This window comes from Pseudarthrobacter sp. AG30 (assembly GCF_003116525.1).
In the GTDB taxonomy this organism is placed as follows: domain Bacteria; phylum Actinomycetota; class Actinomycetes; order Actinomycetales; family Micrococcaceae; genus Arthrobacter.
The window spans coordinates 278,041-298,906 of the sequence record NZ_QEHL01000009.1 but is presented as its reverse complement, the minus strand read 5'-3'; the positions used below and the strand labels follow the sequence as shown (position 1 = coordinate 298,906).

Annotated in this window: 19 protein-coding genes; 10 read left to right on the top strand and 9 right to left on the bottom strand. The window is 60.3% G+C overall.

Annotated features, from left to right (window positions below; all coding sequences use genetic code 11):
* Positions 1–357 precede the first annotated feature (357 nt).
* A complete protein-coding gene (locus tag DC347_RS22165) occupies positions 358–1,497 on the top strand; it encodes a polysaccharide biosynthesis C-terminal domain-containing protein (RefSeq protein WP_133247079.1) in 1,140 nt (379 codons plus the stop codon).
* 400 nt (positions 1,498–1,897) lie between these two features.
* Here the strand turns inward: DC347_RS22165 and DC347_RS21925 are convergent, their stop codons facing one another.
* Both DC347_RS21925 and DC347_RS21805 read right to left on the bottom strand, forming a co-directional pair.
* On the bottom strand, positions 1,898–2,170 hold the full coding sequence (locus DC347_RS21925; protein ID WP_304598360.1) for a DapH/DapD/GlmU-related protein: 273 nt from the start codon (positions 2,168–2,170) through the stop codon (positions 1,898–1,900).
* A gap of 271 nt (positions 2,171–2,441) precedes the next feature.
* Complete coding sequence (locus tag DC347_RS21805) at positions 2,442–3,557, bottom strand: glycosyltransferase (RefSeq protein ID WP_109045345.1); 1,116 nt, start codon at positions 3,555–3,557, stop codon at positions 2,442–2,444.
* A 678-nt stretch (positions 3,558–4,235) separates the two neighbouring features.
* On the opposite strand from DC347_RS21805, the gene DC347_RS10455 reads away from it, so the two are divergent.
* From DC347_RS10455 to DC347_RS10420, 8 genes are all read left to right on the top strand, one after another.
* Complete coding sequence (locus tag DC347_RS10455; RefSeq protein WP_165838014.1) at positions 4,236–5,480, top strand: glycosyltransferase family 4 protein; 1,245 nt, start codon at positions 4,236–4,238, stop codon at positions 5,478–5,480.
* Between the two features lie 41 nt (positions 5,481–5,521).
* Positions 5,522–6,547, top strand: a complete 1,026-nt coding sequence (gmd, locus tag DC347_RS10450; protein ID WP_109045342.1) for a GDP-mannose 4,6-dehydratase — start codon at positions 5,522–5,524, stop codon at positions 6,545–6,547.
* Positions 6,544–7,518, top strand: coding sequence for a GDP-L-fucose synthase (locus tag DC347_RS10445; protein WP_109045341.1), 975 nt, complete (start codon positions 6,544–6,546; stop codon positions 7,516–7,518). Before gmd ends, DC347_RS10445 begins: the two co-directional genes overlap by 4 nt.
* A gap of 23 nt (positions 7,519–7,541) precedes the next feature.
* Positions 7,542–9,011, top strand: coding sequence for a sugar transferase (locus DC347_RS10440; RefSeq protein WP_109045340.1), 1,470 nt, complete (start codon positions 7,542–7,544; stop codon positions 9,009–9,011).
* Between the two features lie 64 nt (positions 9,012–9,075).
* The gene (locus DC347_RS10435) at positions 9,076–10,389 is read left to right on the top strand and encodes a UDP-glucose/GDP-mannose dehydrogenase family protein (protein ID WP_109045339.1); all 1,314 of its coding nucleotides are present in this window, start codon (positions 9,076–9,078) and stop codon (positions 10,387–10,389) included.
* A 151-nt stretch (positions 10,390–10,540) separates the two neighbouring features.
* Positions 10,541–12,268: a DUF4012 domain-containing protein gene (locus tag DC347_RS21650; RefSeq protein WP_240617749.1), complete on the top strand. Its 1,728-nt coding sequence runs from the start codon at positions 10,541–10,543 to the stop codon at positions 12,266–12,268.
* A 171-nt stretch (positions 12,269–12,439) separates the two neighbouring features.
* The gene (locus DC347_RS10425; RefSeq protein ID WP_109045338.1) at positions 12,440–13,042 is read left to right on the top strand and encodes an LPXTG cell wall anchor domain-containing protein; all 603 of its coding nucleotides are present in this window, start codon (positions 12,440–12,442) and stop codon (positions 13,040–13,042) included.
* Between the two features lie 304 nt (positions 13,043–13,346).
* Positions 13,347–13,802: a VanZ family protein gene (locus DC347_RS10420; protein ID WP_109045337.1), complete on the top strand. Its 456-nt coding sequence runs from the start codon at positions 13,347–13,349 to the stop codon at positions 13,800–13,802.
* 10 nt (positions 13,803–13,812) lie between these two features.
* Here the strand turns inward: DC347_RS10420 and galU are convergent, their stop codons facing one another.
* The 7 genes from galU to paaA all read right to left on the bottom strand — a co-directional run bounded on the left by galU (position 13,813) and on the right by paaA (position 19,698).
* Positions 13,813–14,703 carry a UTP--glucose-1-phosphate uridylyltransferase GalU gene (galU, locus tag DC347_RS10415; protein ID WP_109045336.1) on the bottom strand — a complete coding sequence of 297 codons (891 nt, stop codon included), beginning with the start codon at positions 14,701–14,703 and terminating at the stop codon, positions 13,813–13,815.
* Positions 14,704–14,796: 93 nt separating this feature from the next.
* Complete coding sequence (locus DC347_RS10410; protein WP_109045335.1) at positions 14,797–15,579, bottom strand: enoyl-CoA hydratase/isomerase family protein; 783 nt, start codon at positions 15,577–15,579, stop codon at positions 14,797–14,799.
* Positions 15,580–15,603: 24 nt separating this feature from the next.
* Positions 15,604–16,842, bottom strand: coding sequence for a 1,2-phenylacetyl-CoA epoxidase subunit PaaE (gene paaE / locus DC347_RS10405; protein WP_109045334.1), 1,239 nt, complete (start codon positions 16,840–16,842; stop codon positions 15,604–15,606).
* Positions 16,843–16,851: 9 nt separating this feature from the next.
* Positions 16,852–17,376, bottom strand: a complete 525-nt coding sequence (paaD, locus tag DC347_RS10400) for a 1,2-phenylacetyl-CoA epoxidase subunit PaaD (RefSeq protein ID WP_109045333.1) — start codon at positions 17,374–17,376, stop codon at positions 16,852–16,854.
* 5 nt (positions 17,377–17,381) lie between these two features.
* Positions 17,382–18,308, bottom strand: coding sequence for a 1,2-phenylacetyl-CoA epoxidase subunit PaaC (gene paaC / locus DC347_RS10395; protein WP_109045332.1), 927 nt, complete (start codon positions 18,306–18,308; stop codon positions 17,382–17,384).
* Positions 18,305–18,685 carry a 1,2-phenylacetyl-CoA epoxidase subunit PaaB gene (gene paaB, locus DC347_RS10390; RefSeq protein WP_018761633.1) on the bottom strand — a complete coding sequence of 127 codons (381 nt, stop codon included), beginning with the start codon at positions 18,683–18,685 and terminating at the stop codon, positions 18,305–18,307. The genes paaC and paaB overlap by 4 nt, the downstream gene beginning before the upstream one ends.
* On the bottom strand, positions 18,682–19,698 hold the full coding sequence (gene paaA / locus DC347_RS10385) for a 1,2-phenylacetyl-CoA epoxidase subunit PaaA (protein ID WP_109045331.1): 1,017 nt from the start codon (positions 19,696–19,698) through the stop codon (positions 18,682–18,684). Before paaA ends, paaB begins: the two co-directional genes overlap by 4 nt.
* 607 nt (positions 19,699–20,305) lie before the next feature.
* Here paaA and DC347_RS10380 point away from each other — a divergent pair.
* Positions 20,306–20,716, top strand: coding sequence for a DUF6855 family protein (locus DC347_RS10380; RefSeq protein WP_109045330.1), 411 nt, complete (start codon positions 20,306–20,308; stop codon positions 20,714–20,716).
* The last annotated feature ends 150 nt before the right edge of the window (positions 20,717–20,866 follow it).

The following is a 20,866-nucleotide window of genomic DNA, read 5'->3' as shown; positions in this document are numbered from 1 at the left end:
AGGCGGCCTGCGCCGGTACACAGATTCTTGCGGCCGGAGCAAACAGTCTTCGCCACGACATTAGAGCGCTCGGCGGTATGGCTGAGTGGACGCCGTTAAAGACCCCTAAGCTAAAGTCAGCGATGAAACGTGCTCTCACCTCTGGACGTAGTGAAGCTAAGTTGTCGGCCAACAAGGAGATGTTCGTAGAAGCACTAATGCCACGTGCGTAGCCTTGAATCGCCGTATGCGGAGGCACCTACTCAACGGCGCAACCGAAAGCACCTACCGTTACTCCTGCAGACCCTCTTGCTGGCGTCCAGCACGGCAGCAGGCCAGGTCATAGTCGCGGTTGTCTACATTTTGAGCGCTAGATCTATGGGCCCGGAAATATTCGGTCCACTCGTCGCAGCCGTTGGGCTTGGCGCGACGCTTGCCGGACTCATAGATTTTGGGTCAAACTCTCTCAGCGTTCGCGAAATGGCGGCTAAGCGAATGGACCTGGGCGGCTTCGGTTCAAGACTGAGCGGCAAGCTCCTCATTGGAACTGCCGGCTTGACTTTATGGGCTGTCACTTTTTTTGTGTTTGCTCGTGATTCATTTCTCTGGGTGGCTGGCCCGATTGCCTTTTCTCAGCTCTTAGGGCAAAGCTTCGTCGTCCCGCTTCGCGCCCGTGGGCGGACAGATCTACTTGCAGCCGCTACGTTAATTGACCGACTTACGGTGGCATGTTGCTTCTTGGTACTTCACCTCATGGACTTCGGCCCTCAGCACATGCTTTGGGTGGCTATGGCGGCCGGTCCGGTCGTGTCTGCTTCCGTAACCAGGTGGATCTTGGCACGCGACCAGAAACCCGATCTCAGTTGGTCCGTATCGGTAAATCCCTGGAGGAACGCAAAGCACTACGGGGTTTCATCTGCGGCCGTAAGTGCACAATCGCTCGATCTTACGATCATGAGTCTCGTCGGCGGGGCATCCGTGGCCGGCGTCTACGGAGCCGTCAATCGATGGACTCAGCCGATGAGTCTGCTGGCAGCAGCCTTCACGACCTCCACGGCCCCACTCGTTGCCAAAATGGGCAGCTGGCGAACTGCCTGGCCACTCCTTAAACGTAGTTCGATGCTCATAGGCGGAGCCGTCCTTTTGTGTGTAGGGGTTGCTGTTTTCTCAGAGCCGCTTGTCGCGGTCTTGGTCGGGAGTGACTTCGCAGATTCTGCCGCGGTTCTTAGAATCTTGGCTGTCGGCACAATCGGCGCCGTCCTCAACCAACCTGTAGCAGCGTTTTTGCAGGCTCTAGGCAATGAACGAGCCGTCTCTTTCATCACTACATCTGGAGTCGGCATACAATTGATGCTTGTCGCCCTTCTGACTTGGGCGATGGGATCAATAGGGGCAGCTCTAGCATTTGCTGTACTGCAGACGATCATATTGACTCTGTTGCTAGTAACCATCGTCGTTTCGCGTCGTCGCAGTCTCATCGTTATCGGCCGGCATAGTCGAGGAGTACGTGGCCGTTAGTAGGTCGATGTTTAGACTTCATGCTTCGTCCGCATACCGTAGCAGAGCCGCACCCAAAGCTTATGCGGGCCTGTGACTTCCTGATACGCCCTAGTCGGAATCCATTACAGTCCAAGGACACATGGGGGATCGTGGGCCATGCCCTGCTATTCCGATTTCCGACGAGATCCTATCCACCGGAACAAGTGCACCAGTCAGGCGCCCGAGCGGTTCCCGAGCCGGCAGAACCACGCACCTGACCTTGGACCAATCAGGCTCGACTCTTTCCTTCCGCTCCGAATCGAGACCCGCTACTCTGCCGATTTGCCTGGCCCCAGATGTGCCCGGCTTGATGCGGCAGAATGGCCACGAGTGGACAGACGCGAACCGTAGGGTTGACTAACCGAATGGATACCTAAGCCTAACTCGCCCTTTCCCGGAGAACTTGGCTATGCGTTTCACGCTCGGTTTCAGTTGCAAATCGCATGGCAATCACTCGGGCAGGATTGCCAACAACAATCGAGTAGGCCGGGACGTCTTTCGTGACGACGGAACCTGCTCCGATCACAGATCCTTCACCGATAGAAACACCGCCCAAAATAATGCTAGAGGCGCCCACCCAAACGTCGCGCCCTATCCTTACTTGGTCCCGCTCCCGCGCGTCACGCTCACCAACCCAAGTTGAATGCGACATGGGCACACCAACCTCGGCTATCTCGTGGTCTTCCCGTCCTATTATCTGGACATGCATGCCTATAAGAGCGAAATCGCCGATTTCCCCATTCACCTGTACAACGCTGCGAGGACCAATTGAGACCCCTCGCCCAATTTTGAGTCCGTGAGTCGAGCCGATGATCGCCCCGCGGCCGACTCTGAAATCATCTTCAAATTGCACTTTGCCGTGAACACAAAGTCTTCTCAGGACTGCGCGGACGGCGCCTCGTATGAAGCCAGGCAGAACTGACCTACTTGCGTTGTCCATTGGAGCCTTTCACATTATTGGTTGGGCCATCCTGAAGCGCATCTTGCAAGCCGTTTGCCATAGCTTCGGCGGAGTAGCGACTTTCAACATACTCAGACAAGTGAGCCTGTGGGGCCTGAGCGCGCTTCTCCCATGCGGAAAGAATCGCCTGGGCTAGAGAGTCTGGCGTATCGGACTGGAAGAAGGCCACTCCCCCAGAAGCTTCAAGCTCAATCTCAGGCGAGTGGGGCTCATCTTCGGCAACCAGCATCGGCACGCCAAATCCCAGACTTTGCGTCAGACCAAGACCGGCGAAACCCGGAGAAGCTGAACAGAATGCCGTGGAGTAGTACTCTCGTAGGGAACTGAGATCATCAATCCAACCAGGAAAAGCGACCTGTTCCGATATACCAAGTCGGGCGACCATTCCTTTTAGGAGAGAAAGCTCCTCGCCACCGCCGATCAGAGTCAGCCTGATTTCGGGTTCACTACGCACGGCAATGGCAAAAGCCTCGATGAGAAGCCGTACTTTCTTTGTTGGCGCAAACCTGCCCACATAAATGACAGAGTTCTTTTCACACCCCTCAGCGGGCTTTATATCTTCCGCCCGGTACAGAGAATTTGGTGCTACCCATACAGTGCTTCCCGGAATGTCATTTACAGCCTTTTCGGCATCTCGATAAGTGTAGGAGATAGTCCCGTCGGCGAGCTTGCGCATACCTCGGCGAAGGAACGCCGTTGACGAGGACGGCCCGGCCTGTGGGTGGATGTGTCCCCATACCAAAGTACGCCGCCTTAGAAGCCGCCGGCTCAACAAAACTGACCATGCAGTCACGCTTCGCGGGTTGAGGTCCAGTATGGTTGTGCCGGCAGCAAGTGCGGTGCGCCAGTGACCCGTCTGCACGAAGGCACGGTTCCCAAGAATTCTTTTGATTGGCACAGTCGTATACATCGATTCGGGAATCCCGGTTCGCACGGAGCTGTCAAGATGCGCCGGACTAACGAAAAGGCGCAATGCGTCTCCGAGCCGGTCGGACAAAATGCGCATACATTCAGTTCGATACTTTGGCAATACCGCCAAGTACAGGACGTACGGCACGGGCTTCGATTTAGCGCTCATTGTCTGGGGATCTTTCCTATTATCCTTGGCCGTCGACAGCGAAACGCTGTCCAACTACAGTGGCATCGGGGGCTGAAAGAATGGCTCCATCGGGAACATTTTGGCCCGCTTTAACGATGGTACCTGGAGAAACTACGGCGGAGACTCCGATATTCGAACCACCCAGCACGATGCACCTCGTCGTAAGCCATGCCCCGGACCGTATATGGATGGGTTTGGTAATCAATGCCATGTCTCTACGAACTGCATGACTACCCGTGGTCAGAAAGGACTCTTGTGAAATGACGACATCATTGTCCACATAAATGTCATCTTGATTATGGAACCAAACGCCCTCACCGATCCAGCAACGATCTCCAATGTGCAGCTTCCACGGAAACTTAACGCGAGTGCGCGGTCGAAATATTACATTGTCACCAATCTCGGCACCAAAGGCACGGAGAGCTTTCACCCGCAGTCCGGAGCTGATCTGCAACGGATTTGTGACGACTAATATCTCCACGAGAGCCCACAGGTAGACGATCGGACGCGGTCGATCCCACGCCTGTCGTTCACCGGGAGCCAGTGATAGGTCGACGACTCGGACACCATGGTCCGCCTTCTCCCCTACGTTTCGACCGTTAACCATGTTTCCCCCTCATATTCGCTGCCACCAGCACGGCCACTATTGTTGCACTCGTGACTCACTCAAAACTCAAGATCACGATCATAGGGCTGCACTATGCGCCAGAACCCTCGGGCAACGCCCCCTACACCACCAGTCTCGCCGAAGGCCTCTCACAGAGAGGTCACGATGTGACCGTAGTAACCGGGTACCCCCACTACCCGGAGTGGTCAGTGCATTCAGGTTATAGGGGGTGGTCCCTAAAGCAGTCATTGAACGGAGTAGGTGTCAAGCGGCTTCGTCATTTCGTGCCGCGTCACCCATCAACCCTAGGCCGCCTCCACATGGAGTTCAGCTTTGGCGTTCGCGTCCTGGCTACGAACTGGCACAAGCCGGATGTAGTCGTACTGGTGAGTCCTGCACTTTTCTCGAGTGGCATTGCCCTACTCCGTGCCCGATTGCTGGGCCGGCAAAAGGGAACAATGATTTGGGTCCAAGACATATACAGTCGCGGGATTGTCGAAACGGGCGGCAAGCCCGGGTTAGTCTCCAGAGGGATGGCGCTGGTTGAGCGAAGGGTCTTGGGATCCGTTGATGCCGTCGTGGCGATTCACGACAGGTTTGCTCGCTACATCAGCGAGGGCCTCCACGTACAGCCGGACTCCGTTCATGTTGTCCGCAATTGGACCCATCTGCCCCCGAGCAAGCCCGTCGACCGTGAGGCTGTTCGCCGAAAGCTGGGTTGGAATGCAACGGACATCGTTGCTCTCCACTCTGGCAACATCGGAAAGAAGCAGGGCCTGAGCAACGTGGTCGAAGCTGCTCGTTTGGCTGAAAGCACGGGAAGCCGCGTCAAGTTCGTGCTTATGGGCGACGGAAATCAGCGGACAACGCTGGAGACTTCCGCCAAGGGACTGAAACAAATCGAGTTCGTGGATGCACTCCCTCAATCGGACTTTCAGGCAGCACTTGAGGCAGCCGATGTGCTTCTGGTCAACGAACTCCCTGGCGTTCGGGATATGTCCGTTCCCAGCAAGCTGACTTCCTATTTCACCTCTGGGCGCCCGGTCTTAGCGGCTACCGATGAAGGTTCGGTCACAGCTGAAGAAATCAGCAACTCCGGTGCAGGTATCCGGGTCGACGCCGGCGACCCCGCAGCCCTCGTTTCAGCCGTGGAATCCTTGGGGGAAAACGCTGATCTCGCCAGCAGCCTAGGCAAGCAAGGCCGCATCTTCCGCGAAAAGACATTGTCAGAAACATTCGCGCTCGGCCGCTATGATGATCTCATCACGAGTCTGGCGTTGTCGCGCGGCCGCTAGGCGGTGCGACTTTTTCTTTCTTTCGCACCACGGGGGGCAACATGACTAAGCGCGCGCTTATTACCGGAATCACCGGACAAGATGGATCCTACTTGGCCGAACTCCTTCTGAGTAAAGGCTATGAAGTACACGGCCTCATTCGAAGGGCCTCTACATTCAATACGGCACGGATTGACCATCTCTACGTAGACCCGCACGATCCGCAGGCAAAGCTTTTCCTGCACTACGGGGACCTATCCGACGGTGCCCGGCTGGTTACTCTCCTGGCGGAAATTCGGCCGCACGAAGTGTACAACTTGGCGGCTCAGTCACACGTTAGGGTCTCCTTTGATGAGCCCGAGCACACAGGTGATACCACTGGTGTTGGGACAATACGGCTGCTAGAAGCGGTCCGGATGTCGGGGATCGAAACCAAGTTCTATCAGGCCTCGTCCTCAGAAATGTTTGGGGCAACGCCTCCCCCACAGAACGAAGAGACGCCGTTCTACCCTCGGTCCCCGTATGGCGCCGCCAAGGTTTACAGCTACTGGATCACGAAAAACTACCGCGAGGCCTACGGAATGTTCGCGGTGAATGGAATTCTGTTCAACCACGAGTCCCCTCGCCGAGGCGAGACGTTCGTTACTCGAAAGATCACTCGCGCTGTGGCCGCCATCAAGGCTGGCAAACAGGATCTGCTTTACATGGGCAACCTGGATGCCGTGCGCGACTGGGGATATGCCGCTGAATACGTCGAGGGCATGTGGCGCATGCTGCAAGCCGACGAGCCAGATGACTTCGTTCTCGCAACAGGTGGGAACTACACGGTCCGCGACTTTTTGCAGATCGCCTTCGAACATGCAGGTCTTAACTGGGAAAATCACGTCAGGTTTGACGAGCGGTACCTGCGCCCAACCGAGGTGGATGCCCTGGTTGGGGACGCATCCAAGGCACAAGAAAAGCTGGGGTGGAAAGCTTCGGTCCATACCCCCGAGTTGGCCCGAATAATGGTTGATGCAGACATGGAAGCTCTCAAGCATGCCGGAAACCACTGGATCGATAGCGTAGATCTGGCAAGTTGGAAATGAGCAGTTCAGTGGACTACTCCGTAGGGCCGCTTGATAGGACGGCACCTTTCTATGTTGCAGGTCATCGTGGCTTAGTCGGTTCAGCGATCTGGCGGAACCTCGAAAATGAGGGGTTCCAAAATCTGATCGGTCAAACTTCATCTGAACTGGATCTAAAGAACCGGGACGCCGTTTTTAGCTTTTTTGCCCGGATGAAGCCGCGCTATGTTGTTCTGGCCGCCGCCAAGGTCGGAGGGATTCTCGCCAACAACACGTACCCGGTCGACTTTCTCACAGAGAATCTCCAGATACAGGTCAACGTCCTTGACGCTGCGCGCGAGCACGGCGTTGAGCGGCTCCTCTTTCTTGGGTCCTCGTGTATCTATCCGAAATATGCGGAGCAGCCCATCAGAGAAGATTCCTTGCTCACTGGGCACCTCGAGCCGACAAATGATGCATATGCAATTGCGAAAATTGCTGGAATTATGCAGGTTCAGGCAGTCCGCCGGCAGTACGGGCTTCCGTGGATCTCGGCGATGCCCACTAACTTGTATGGACCTGGGGACAACTTCTCCCCCAAAGGTTCGCACGTCCTTCCCGCACTAATCCGGCGGTATGACGAGGCCGTCCAGGCCGGTGCCCGATCAGTCGAGAACTGGGGCACAGGTACACCCAGACGCGAGTTCCTTCACGTCGACGACATGGCCGCAGCATGCCTGCATCTCCTTGAGAACTACGACGGGCCCTCCCAGGTCAACGTCGGAACCGGGTCAGACGTGACGATCAAAGAACTTGCCACCCTGGTAGCGGACGCCGTTGGCTACCAGGGTGACATGACCTGGGATACAAGCAAGCCCGATGGAACACCTCAAAAACTTCTTGATGTTTCGCTTCTTGCCAAGGCGGGATGGACAGCCAGCATTCCCCTGAGTGAAGGAATCCGTCAAACCGTCGCGTGGTATCGGGCTAACAGCCAGCACCTTCGAGGTTAGGGTCATAAGGTGGGGGTTATCACGTGGGCACTTCTTTTCTAACGGAGAACAGCCAGACAACCGTATCTAAACGCTGGCGGCGGCGATATACATCGCGTCTCCGATTGGTGGACGCTGGTGTGGTCATCTGGGCGGTGGCCGGCGCTTTCGGTATTCGATTCGGCTTTTCCGATATCAGCGACAGTCATGCCAAGGACACCGACTACGTCATTCTCTCAGTGGCCCTTGTTGCAAGCTGGTGGCTGATGCTTGAGCTTTGGGGCTCCAGGGACCCCCGCGTTCTGGGCTCAGGAACGGAAGAATATAAACGAGTAATCGCGAGCTCCGTGTGGTTGTTCGGCGCTGTCGCGGTGGTTTCGTACGCCCTGCGCATCGATACTGCCAGGGGCTACGTAGGCCTAGCTTTCCCCGCAGGAGCATTCGGGTTGCTGGTCGGTCGCTGGCTTGTCCGGCAGCACTTGACCCTGGAGCGGAGACGCGGGGAGAGCAGCGCACGAGTACTCATAATCGGTGGCGTATATTCGGCTGCGCACCTTGTCCGTTCGCTTCTGAGTGTTCCAGCGGCGGGCTACCGTCCAGTTGCAGCTCACATGCCGGGGGCGGCTGCGGCTGCAGACCTCGCTGTTGTCGGAGTACCGGTGACGGGCGTGGAAACGGACTTTGATTCGATAATGGAGTCCATTTTGAAAGCCGATGTCGACGCCGTGGCCATTTCTGCCGGCGTGAACATTCACCCAAAGGACCTTCGCCGTTTGGGATGGGAGTTAGCAGCCCGAGACATCGGAATGATCCTCGCGCCCGCTCTAACCGATGTTGCTGGACCAAGGATCCACACACAGCCTGTAGCCGGTCTTCCGCTTATCCACGTATCCACTCCAAAACTCACGGGCGGAAAGAAGGTGGCAAAGCGCTCCTTCGATTTGGTTGTGGCTGGCATGCTGGTGGCCATGCTTTCGCCTGTCTTCTTATTACTGGCAATTTTGGTAAAGCTCACCGACGGGGGCCCAGTTTTCTACCGCCAAGAGCGCATTGGTTTACGGGGCACGACATTCAGCATGTTGAAGTTCCGGTCCATGAAGGTTGATGCGGACGCTCAGCTGCAGGCACTCCTGCGGGCCCAAGGATCTGCGGGTACTCCACTGTTTAAAGTTGAAAACGATCCTCGCATTACGCCCCTAGGTCGGGTGCTTCGCAAATTCTCGCTGGACGAGCTCCCTCAGTTGCTGAATGTTCTGGGCGGGAGCATGAGTCTGGTCGGCCCACGCCCTCAGAGAGAAGGCGAGGTCGCTCTCTATGACGATGCCGCACATCGGCGCCTGTACGTGAGCCCCGGCATGAGCGGCCTTTGGCAAGTCAGCGGGCGTTCAAATCTGAGTTGGGAAGAGAGCATTCGGCTTGATCTTTACTATGTTGAGAACTGGTCGTTGATGGGTGACGTCATGATTCTCCTGAAAACATTCAAAGCAGTCTTTGCAAGCACAGGTGCGGTCTAAATAGAGGGTGAGTAACTCTCTCAGGTGTAGGGCGGCAAGTGCCGTCTGGTAGGGGAAGAACTAAATGCGTATTTCTGTAATCGGCTGCGGATACCTCGGAGCGGTCCATGCGGCGTGCATGGCCAAGCTTGGACACGAGGTAGTCGGTATCGACGTGGATGAACGAAAGATTTCTGAGCTGGCTGCCGCACGCGCCCCCTTCTTTGAGCCCGGATTAGACGAACTGCTCAAAGAAGTCCAAGCAACTGGCCGTCTGACATTTACCACGGACATGGCGTCCGCTCAGGGGAGCGCGGTTCACTTTATCTGTGTGGGGACACCGCAGAAGAAGGGCGAGAATGCGGCCGACCTGACCTTTGTCGATGCTGCCACCGCAGCACTCATCCCATACCTTTCTCCAACCGACGTCGTCGTCGGGAAGTCAACTGTTCCTGTTGGAACCGCCAACCGATTGGCGGGCGTTGTGCAAGAGGCCGTACCAGATGCACATTTAGTTTGGAACCCGGAATTCCTCCGGGAAGGTCACGCAGTTTCTGACACTCTCCAGCCAGACAGACTTGTATATGGCGTCACTGATGGCTCCGAAGAACACGAGGCCGTCCAGGTTCTGGACACCGTATACAGCGTGCCGATGGAAGCTGGCACGCCTCGTCTGATAACAGATTTACCCACGGCTGAACTCGTAAAGACGGCCGCCAATTCGTTTCTCGCGACCAAAATCTCCTTTATCAATGCCATGGCTGAGTTGTGTGATGCTGCCGGAGCAGATGTAACGCTCTTGGCTGACGCAATAGGCATGGATGACCGGATCGGTCGGAAGTTTCTCAACGCTGGTATCGGGTTCGGCGGAGGTTGTCTCCCAAAGGACATCCGGGCCTTCATGGCCCGTGCCGGCGAACTCGGCGCGGATCAGGCGCTCACGTTCCTGCGCGAAGTCGATGCAATCAACATGAGACGGCGAACCAGGGTTGTGGAACTGACCCGGGAAGTTTGCGGCGGCTCACTCCTAGGTCAACGGATAACAGTGTTAGGGGCAGCATTCAAGCCAGAGAGTGATGACGTCAGGGACTCTCCAGCGCTGAGCATCGCCGCACAATTGCAGTTGCAGGGAGCAGTGGTGACTGTCACTGATCCTGAAGCTCTCGGAAACGCGGCTCGACGATTCCCGGAACTCCATTATGAAGCTTCAACGGACGAAGCGCTCCGCCGGGCGGACGCGCTCCTGCTTCTGACTGAGTGGCGTGAGTATCGAGATCTTGATCCCTACGAGACAGCGGCCAAAGTCTCTGGACTGAAGATACTGGATGGCCGGAACGTACTGGATCCAACTAAGTGGCGGGCGGCCGGGTGGACCTACCGCGGACTTGGTCGTCCCTAGAATGGACGACCAGAGAGTCACCAAGACCCCCTTTTCTGAAGTGCCAAGCCTTTCCACGCGACGCGACCACCGAGCTAAACGGCGTCGCTTTCTGCGCATAGGCCTGCCCTTCCTGGCCTTGGGAATCGCGTTGGGAGGGAGCGCTGCGTGGTTGGGGTTTAAAGCGACTTCGATCAGAGCGCACCTAGAAGCGGCCGCGGATCTGGTGCCGCATCTTAAGGAAGAAATCGTTTCGTCCGAGGCGAAACTGGCCGAAGAGACGGTTTCGACGCTTCGGGAACACACATCTGCAGCAAGAGCAGATACTGAGGATCCTTTATGGACCTTGGCTTCAGGTATTCCCTGGGTAGGACCAAACCTTGGTGCAGTCTCCGAAGTCGCCAGGTCTGCTGACGACGTGGCGACTTTAGGTTTGAGCCCGTTGGTGAGCGTTTACGACTCCTTGAACTGGGAATCTTTGATACCTAGTGGTTCAGGCGCCAACCTCGAACCAATCAAGGCGGCAGCGCCGAGCGTTTCATCGTCTGCCTACGCGGTCCGAGCCTCTTGGGAACGGTTGGATGCTATCCAGGCGGAAAACCTACTGCCCCAGATCGTTACCCCTCTTCACCAAGCAACCGCGGAGTTGAAACAGGCAAGCGATGTGCTCAATGTCGCTGCTGACGCGACAAACATAGCCCCGTCAATGCTTGGCTCTGATGGGGCACGAAACTACCTCCTGATGATCCAGAATAATGCCGAGGCCCGGGCCTCGGGCGGCATTCCAGGCGCCTTGGCCGTTCTCACCCTCGACAAAGGCAAGCTCTCCCTGGGACCACAGAGTACCGCGGGGGATGTCGGCATCATGTCCCCAGTGATATCGGTAGATCCGCAGCAGCAGCAGATCTACTCGACCCGTCTTGGGAAGTACTTGCAGGACGTGAATCTCACCCCTGACTTTCCCACTGCTGCGAGCAGCGCTCAAGCAATGTGGGAACGAAAAACCGGCCAACGTGTCGATGGTGTCATTTCCATAGACCCGCTTGTCCTCAGCTACATCCTCCAGTCCACGGGACCGGTCTCACTCAATGGACCCGAACTGGCATCAGTGAAGGCATCGGGTCTGCCCACGGTCCTCACGGGTGAAAACGTTGTCCCGACGCTTCTCTCCGACGTCTATGCAAAGATCAAACAACCTAAACTGCAGGATGCATATTTTGCCGGCGTGGCAAAGGAGATCTTTGTAGCGCTGTCCAGCGGGAAGGGCGAAGCCAAGGGTCTGATCAGTGGCTTGTCACGCGGGACAGAAGAAGGACGTGTACTGGTGTGGTCCGCCGATGCATCCCAACAATCCGTCATTTCTAAATACGCTCTTAGCGGCTCAATTTCAGGGCCAAGTGTGTCAGCCGCCCAGTTCGGTGCTTATTTCAATGATGGCACGGGCGCCAAGATGGACTACTACGTCAAACGAACAGTCCAACTCTTGAAAGAGTGCCCCGCGGACGGCTATGAACAAACGACCGTCCGCATTACCAATACCAATACGGCTCCCGCCAACGCCGGGTCTATCTTGCCTGCATATGTCACCGGCGGAGGCGATTTCGGTATTACCCCGGGTACGGTCCAGACCAATATCGTCGCCTACGGCCCTGCACAAGCAAACGTGGAATCAGCCACCGTTGACGGCCAGAGAACTCCCTTCGCTCCTTACATCCATGCGAACAGACCGGTGGGTGTCGTTGCCCAGCAACTTGCTCCAGGCGAGAGCAAGACCGTGGAATTCACTTTCGGAAAAATCGTTCAGCACACGGAACCTAACGTGGTTGTCACACCCACCGTCCAGCATGTCAAGGACGTCATCCTCCCAACCGAAAATGCGTCCTGCGATCAGGGCCAGTGACGGTCGCGTTAACACTATGTAAACCGACTGGATTGAGGTTGGTTACAACCTATCCGGGATGGTACCTTCTACTTGGGATATCTATCCGTAGTTCTGCACATGGTCTCGTGTGGAGGGGACATTTCCCCAAAATCGGGTAATCAAAACTGAAACGTCTCCGGGGGGACACACATGAAGAAAACACTCGCCGCACTCGCACTTGCCGGCTCAATCGCACTCGTTGGCTCCGCGCCCGCCATGGCCGCAACCTACCCGGCACTTCCGCCGGCGGTTGGTGTCTCTGACGGAACTCCCGCACCGGGCCAGACCTTCGTCTTCACCGCCCAGGGCTTCCTGCCCGGCGAAACCATTACCATCACGATCACCGTGGCCACCACTGGCGCGGCAAACGCTGGCGGAACCGCCGTCTCCGCCAAGATCCCCGTGTTCCAGGCTCCGCAGACGCTTAGCGCGACCGCTGACGCCCAGGGCAAGATCTCCGTTCCGCTGGCAATTAGCGAAGCTGGCACGTACAGCATCACCGCCAAGGGCAACACCTCAGGCGTAACCGTCGGTCCCGTCACCGTCACCGTTGCAGCAGCACTGGCCAACACCGGCGGCACCGCTGCCGGCACCACCGGCGGCGCTCCGCTGGCCAACACGGGCGGCCTGGCCAACACCGGCGCCGACTCCGGCCTGATCCTGTGGACCCTGGTGGGCGCAGGCGCACTGGCCGCCGGTGCAACCTCTGTTGTGGTGGTTCGCCGCCGCGCCAAAGCTGAGGTTGCCGCCTAACCGCAGCAACTCCTAGCACCAAAGAAGGTGGGTGCATCTCCGGAAACGGAGATGCACCCACCTTTTGCTTTGGGGTTGATGCTGCGGGTTCCCGCAACCTTGACTTCGACAAGCTAAGGCAACGCTTGTTTTGTGATAACTATTAGGGCTATGGGGAGACATTGGCGCAGGGCACCACGCGAATACGACTTTTCCGTCCCACTCCCCCGCCCACAGGTGCTGGGCTACGCCCTCCTCGTTCTCCTTGCGGCCTGCGCCTTCGCCACCGCCGCTTTTGCCCTTCTACGGACGTCCTGAGGCCCATTTGAGAATCCTCAACAACCACCGGCTGTGGCAGCTCATCCTGGCGGCCATGGTGGTTCCGTTGGCGCTCGTCGCTTTCTGGCCGACACCCGTGGACCAGCCCGTCTCAGGGCAGCTGGCCATTGTGTTGAATTTCCTCCACCACAACGGCATTCCCCGCTGGTTTAACTACGGCTTTGTGGAACGGTCCGCCAACGTTGGCCTGTTCATTCCTGTTGGTTTCGTAGCCGCCCTGGCATTTCCCAGCAAAAAATGGTGGCAAATCGGAGCTTTCGGAATGCTCGTTTCCGGCTGCATCGAACTGGGACAGTTCCTGTTTCTTCACAGCCGCTTTGCAAGCCCGTCAGATGTCATGACCAACACGTCAGGTGCTGTCATCGGCGCCCTGGTGGCACTCCTGGCCATGCAAAAAGGGAAGCCCGCCGCCTTCCGGCAACGGGCCTCCCAAAAACAATAGAACGCCAGGACTACCCGACAAAGCCCTTCATCCAGGTCTTGAGGTCCTCGCCGAACTCCACGCGCTCGGAAGCCAGCGTGATGACGGCCTTGAGGTAGCTCAGCTTGTCGCCGGTGTCGTAGCGGCGGCCCTTGAAGACCACGCCGTAGACGCCGGAGCCTTCGCCCTCGCCGGCGGCGAGGGTCTGCAGCGCATCGGTCAGCTGGATCTCGTTGCCACGGCCGGGAGCGGTATTCTCCAGGACGCCGAACACCGAGTGGTGCAGCACGTAGCGGCCGATCACGGCCAGGTTGGACGGTGCGTCAGCGACTGCCGGCTTCTCCACCAGGCTGTTGACGCGGACGTAGTCCTCGCCTTCAACAACCGAGATGTCAGCACAGCCGTAGGCACTGATCTGCGAGGGGTCAACCTCGATCAGGGCGATGACCGAACCGCCGGTCTTTTGCTGCACCTTCATCATGGTGCCCAGCAGGTTCTCGGCCTCATCAATGAGGTCGTCACCCAGGAGCACCGCGAAGGGCTCGTCCCCTACGTGCTGCTGGGCGCAGAGCACAGCGTGGCCCAGGCCTTTGGCTTCGCCCTGGCGGACGTAGTGGATGGGACCCAGGTTGGAGGCGTACTCCACCATGCCCAGCTTGTCCTTGTCCCCCTTGGCCTCCAGCGCAGCCTCCAGGCCGGGCTCGCGGTCGAAGTGGTCCTCCAGGGCGCGCTTGTTGCGGCCCGTGATCATCAGCAGGTCGGTGAGACCGGCATCCACCGCTTCCTCGACCACGTACTGGATGGCCGGGCGGTCAACCACCGGCAACATTTCCTTCGGCATTGCCTTGGTGGCGGGCAGGAAGCGAGTTCCCAATCCGGCAGCAGGAATGACGGCTTTGGTGATAGCTCTCCCCATAGTCATAGCTGAACCTTAACAAATTTGATGGAGCGGCGGGCAATTATGATTTCGTGGACCAGGTTTCGGTGGTTTTCGCCAAGCTCGATTTCGACAAGCTCAATCACCGCGGAATTGGGGTTCGCGCTTCTCCTGGAATGCCCGGAAACCCTCCGCATAGTCCGCGGTCTTGCAGAGCCGCGCCTGCTCCTCGTTCTCCTCCTGCATGGACTGCCACAGGCCCAGACGCTGGTCGCGGATGTGTGCCACCAGCTCCTTCGACGCAACGAACGCACCCGTGGCTCCGATAGCGACGCGCGAAACGATGGCCCGGGTGGAGTCCAGCAGCTCGGCCGCCGGCATGGCACGGCTGAACATGCCCTGCGCCACGGCCTCTGCCCCGGAGATCAGGTCCGCCGTGTAGATCAGGTCCAGCGTCCGGTGCATGCCCAGCCGCTCCGTGAAGTACCAGTGCCCGCCCGAATCCAGCGTGGCGCCCAGCTTGGCGAACGGCGAACCAAACTTGGCGTTCTCCGCCACGTACACCACGTCCGTGGCCAGCAGCAGCCCCAGCCCCACGCCAAGGCACGCCCCCTGCGCCGCGGCAAAGGTAGGGGCGGGAAAAGAAGCCATCTTCTTCAGCAACGGCTCCACCAGCCCGCCCAAGTACGCGGCAGCGTCGTCGCTTTCCGGGGTGACCCCGGCGATGTCCCGGCCCGCGCAGAAGGCCCGGCCCTCTCCCCTCAGCAGCAGCGCCCGCACCTCACCGCGCGAGGCGGCGGCAGCAGCGTCGTCGTACGCCTGGGTTAAATCCCGCAGCGCCTGCTCATCCAGTGAGTTCAGCTTGTGCGGTGCGTCCAGAACGACCTCTGCGATGCCGTTGCCGATGGAAAGGGAAATCATGGGGCTCCTTGTAGTGAAAACGGATTAGACGTCGAAGTCGACCGTGACTTCCTTGCTGGTGGGGTGGCTTTGGCAGGTGAGCACGTAGCCCTTGTCCAGCTCATCCTGCTCCAGCGCGTAGTTCTCGTCCATGGTCACGCTGCCGGTGACCACCTTGGCCCGGCAGGTGCCGCACACTCCCCCGGCGCACGCGAACGGCACGTCCGGGCGGACCCGCAGCGCCGCGTTCAGGATGGACTCGCGCGCGTGGGTGGGGCTGGCCACCTCGCCCTGCAGGCCGTCCAGCTTGAACGTGATCTTGTAGGTCTCCTTGGACTCGTCCACCACCACGGGACGGCCGGCCTGGCCCTCCGGGCGGTCCGGCTTGCCCGACGTGAACAGCTCGAACCGGACGTTCTCCGGCTTCACCCCGCGCTCGGCCAGGGTGTCGCGGCACAGCTGCACCAGCTCGAACGGCCCGCACAGGAACCACTCGTCCACATCGTCCGCGTGCAGGGCGGTGCCCAGCAGCTGCTGCAGCTTCTCGGCGTCGATCCGGCCGGACAGCAGCGGCGCGATCCGCTGCTCCCGGGAGAGCACGTGGTGGATGGCCAGGCGCTGCGGATACTTGTCCTTCAGGTCCGCCAGCTCCTCCAGGAACATCACGTCCATGGCGGCCTTGTTGGCGTAGATCAAGTCGAAACGGGTCTCCGGATTGGCGGCCAGCAGCGTCCGGGCGATCGCGATCACCGGGGTGATGCCGGACCCGGCGGCGATGGCCACGAAGTTCCCGGCCTCCCCCGCGAGGTCTGTCTCCATGTCCTTCGGACTGTTCATGGAGGTCATCACGTTCTGCTCCACGGCCACGCCGTCGCGGCCGTGCTTGGACACGAACGCGCCCATGGGGCTCATCACGTCCAGGGTGTCCCCGGCCTTCAGCTCGGCGTTGGCCCAGGTGGAGAACAGGCCGCCCAGGTCCTTCTTGATGGCCACGCGGATCTCGCTGGTGCCGTCCTCGAAGCTGCGCGGCTCGGCGCAGATGGAGTAGCTGCGGCGGATTTCCTTCGGCTCGCCGTCCTCATCCGGCAGCGTGGTGCGCAGGGCAACGTACTGGCCGGGCAGGTAGTCGAACTTGCCGGCAAGCTCCGCCGGGACATGGAAGCTGACCTCGATGGCGTCCTCGGTGAGCCGGCGCACCTCCTGCACGGTGAGGGTGTGGAAGGACGGACGACGGCGGCCGGTCACCTCAGCCTCTTCGGCGGCGGTCTGGCGGACAACAGGCATGGGGATTCCTTACAGGACTTTGAAGTAGTCGAACGGTTCCTTGCAGTCCTGGCACACATACAGCGCCTTGCAGGACGTGGAACCGAAGCGGGTGAGTTCCTTGGTGTTCAGGCTGTTGCACTGCGGGCACTTCACCGCCAGGCTCAGCCGGATGGGGCCGGAGTGGCCGCCGGCTTTCGAGTGGCCACTGGGCGGGGCGATGCCGTACTCCTGCAGCTTCTGCTTGCCAACCTCCGTCATCCAGTCCGTGGTCCACGCCGGGGCCAGGACCAGGTCCACGTGCACATCCCCGTAGCCCTCCTTCTTGAAGGCCGTGTAGAGGTCGTCCCGGATGGCGTCCATGGCCGGGCAGCCCGAGTACGTGGGCGTGATGGTGACCGTGACGCTTCCGTCCGTGCCGACGTCGACCTTCCGCAAAATCCCCAGGTCCGCGATGGTGAGCACCGGGATTTCCGGGTCCACCACCGTGGCGGCGATGTCCCACGCCTTCTGCCGGGGCGTCTGCGTCCGGGTTTCGAAGTCCGAGATGTACATGGCAGTCACCAGCTGGCCCCGGGGTGCTCGCGGGCCAGCACCTGCATCTCCGCGAGGATGTAGCCCAGGTGCTCCGAGTGCTTGCCGTACCGGCCGCCGCCCGGGGCTGCGGGCACGTCCGGCACCTCCAGCTCGGCTTCGGTGAGGACGGCGGTGACCAGGCGGTCAAAGTCGCCTCTAAGGCTGGAAGGCGCGACGGCGGCACCCGCCTCAGCGAGGCGCTGCGTCAGGTCATCGTCCTGGAACAGTTCGTTGACGTACGGCCACATGAGGCGCAGGCCGTGGATCATTCGCTGGCGGGATTCCTCGGTGCCGCCGGCCAGGCGCAGCACCCACTGGCTGCTGTGGTCCCGGTGGTAATCCACTTCCTTCACGGCCTTGGCGGCGATGGCTGCCAGGGTGGCGTCCGTGGATTCGGTGAGCCGGCGGTAGAGCTCGTACTGGTAGTAGCTCACCGCGAACTGGCGGGCGATGGTGGCCGCGAAGTCCCCGTTGGGCTGCTCGAACAGCTGGACACTCCGGAACTCGTGTTCGCGGCGGAAGTAGGCCAGCTCGTCCTCGGACGTGGCCGTACCGTCCTCCTTGGGCATGCCGGCGCCGGCGTAGGTGAGGAAGCTGCGGGCGTGGCCCAGCTGGTCCAGGGCGATGTTGCCCAGGGCGATGTCCTCCTCCAGCTCCGGTGCGCGCGAGATCCAGTGGCCCAGCCGCTGCGCGAGGATCAGGGCGTCATCGCCCAGCCTCAGTGCGTACTCGGCGACGTCCCCGCTGGGCTTCACCAGGCCGGTCTTGACCTCCAGGGCGATGTCCTCCGGGCGCAGGGCGTTGCCGGGGGTGATTCTTGTTGCCGATGCGTTGGAGTCGCCGCCGGCCACGCCGGTGGAGATGTCGCCGTGGCCCGTGCTTTCGTGGGTGCTGGTTTCGGGGGTGCTCACAGGTGCTTCACCCCTTCGCTCTTGGTGTAGTACGTGGCGTGCCGGTAGTCCTTGCCCTGCGGGGACTCGAAGAAGGAGCCCTTGGAATCGGGATCACTGGCCGCGATGGCGTCCGCCGGGACCACCCAGATGGAGACGCCCTCGTTCCGGCGGGTGTAGAGGTCGCGGGCATTGCGGAGGGCCATGGCGGCATCCGGTGCGTGCAGGGACCCGGCGTGGACGTGGCTCAGGCCGCGGCTGGACCGGACGAAGACCTCCCAGAGGCCCCAGGCACCGCGGTCGTGGTGCTCCTGCGGCGCGGGGGATGCTTTGGGGGCTTCGCGGTTGATCTCGGTGGCGGAGCTGGCCGGGGTTTCCGGGTTGCCGTGGGGGCTCATGCTGCGTGTTCCTTCGTCTTCATCGACTCTTTTGCCTGCTGTTTTGCTCGCTGCTTGTCCGCATACGCGGCGGCTGCCTCGCGGACCCAGGCGCCGTCGTCGTGCGCTGCCCTCCGGCGCTCAAGGCGCTGGGCGTTGCAGGGGCCGCGGCCGGCCAGGACTTCCTGGAACTCATGCCAGTCCAGCGGGCCGTGCTCCCACTTCTTGGTGTCCTCGTTGAAGCGGACCTGGTCATCGGGGAGGGTGAGGCCCAGGACCCGAACCTGCTCCACCATCATGCCCACGAAGCGGCTGCGGAGCTCGTCATTGCTGAACCGCTTGATGTTCCAGGCCATGGACTGCTTGGAGTTGGGCGAATCGTCGTCCGGGGGGCCGAACATCATCAGTGCCGGGGCGTACCAGCGGTTCACCGCGTCCTGGGCCATCTGCTTCTGCGCGGGCGTGCCGTTGGAGAGTTCCAGCAGGATCTCGAAGCCCTGGCGCTGGTGGAAGGACTCTTCCTTGCAGATGCGCACCATGGCCCGGCCGTAGGGGCCATACGATGCCCGGCACAGCGGGACCTGGTTGCAGATGGCTGCGCCGTCCACCAGCCAGCCGATGGCGCCCATGTCCGCCCAGGTCAGGGCAGGGTAGTTGAAGATGCTGGAGTAGCGGGCCTTGCCGGCGATGAGGTCGTCCATCATCTTGTCCCGCGACTGGCCCAGGGTCTCGGCGGCGCTGTAGAGGTAGAGCCCGTGGCCGGCCTCGTCCTGGACCTTGGCCATGAGGATGGCCTTGCGCTTCAGGCTGGGGGCGCGGGAGATCCAGTTGGCCTCCGGCTGCATGCCGATGATCTCGGAGTGGGCGTGCTGGGACACCTGGCGCAGGAGGGTCTTGCGGTAGGCCGCCGGCATCCAGTCGCGGGGCTCGATCCGGGAGTCCTCGGCGATGATGCGGTCGAAGTGGGCCTGGCCCGCGGCGTCCGCTTCTTGGGTTAGCTCAGCCGGCACTGACTGCAAGTTCTGCGCTGCCATGGTTGCTCCTATGCAAAGACCTGTCGGGCGGCTCGGAATTATTTACCGACCGTTCGTTCAGGATATGCGGGCGCGGCGGAACTCGTCAAGCGTGCACCCCCTCAAACGCCCGCTCACCTTCGACCGCTCTCCCACCGACGCGCGCTCACCTTCGACCGCCTTCCCTCAACGCCCGCTCACCTTCGACCGCTCCTCCCCCAACGCCCGCTCACCTTCGACCGCTCCTCCCCCAACGCGCGCTCACCTTCGACCGCTCCTCCCCCGACGCGCGCTCACCTTCGACCGCTCCTCCCCCGACGCGCGCTCACCTTCGACAGCTTTCCCACCGACGCCCGCTCACCTTCGACCACCCATCCCCCAACGCCCGCTCACTTCTTGCCGCTCTCCCACCAACGCCCGCTCACCTTCGACAGCCTTCCCACCGACGCGCGCTCACCTTTTGCGCGTGGCGCGTGCCGCCGTCGTGCGCTGACTTCCCAAGGCGAGGCCCGCCGTGGTGCGCCACCGCGACCCGTGCGCACCCGCGCGAGCACTTAACTGATTACCGCCGCAATCAGCGATTTTGGTCTTAAACTCAGGCTATCGACGTGGAAGGTGCGTGGTTCTAGTGTCCGAGGGAACGATGGCAGATCCGTGGCAGCTGGTGACGGCGCCCGGGTCATCCGAATACCAGATGTACCGGGACCCTGAGGCAGCCCCACCGGCACTGGTCTGCCAGGTGGGCTCAACCACCCTGAAATACCACCTCCGGGCGATCGAAGACCTGCATGCGTGGCTGACCGAGCAAGGGGACTGGGTTCCCCTGGGCGCCGCCGATGAATCGAAGCCGGCCCTGGAAGGCAGCGTCGAGGCATGGGGCCGGGATCCCGGGAACCCGGTGGGCGGTTGGTACGGGTTGCGGAAAGGCTACCGCGGACGGTTCGGAATGTACCTCCCACCGCTGCTGGAAGCTCTGGGACTGGCCGAGCTCACCCACGAGAAACGCAATAACTCAGTCCGCGCCCTCCCCAAGGACTGACAGCACCAGCCCAGCCCGTACTCGGCGCGAGTGTTTTTTGCGCGGACCAGGTACCAGCCGCGCCGCTGTCCGTTGGGTGGCTCATCCGGGACCAAAGTTCCCTGTTCATTGTCAGTGGCGCGGAGCACAATTGGCCTTGCCTGACCACGA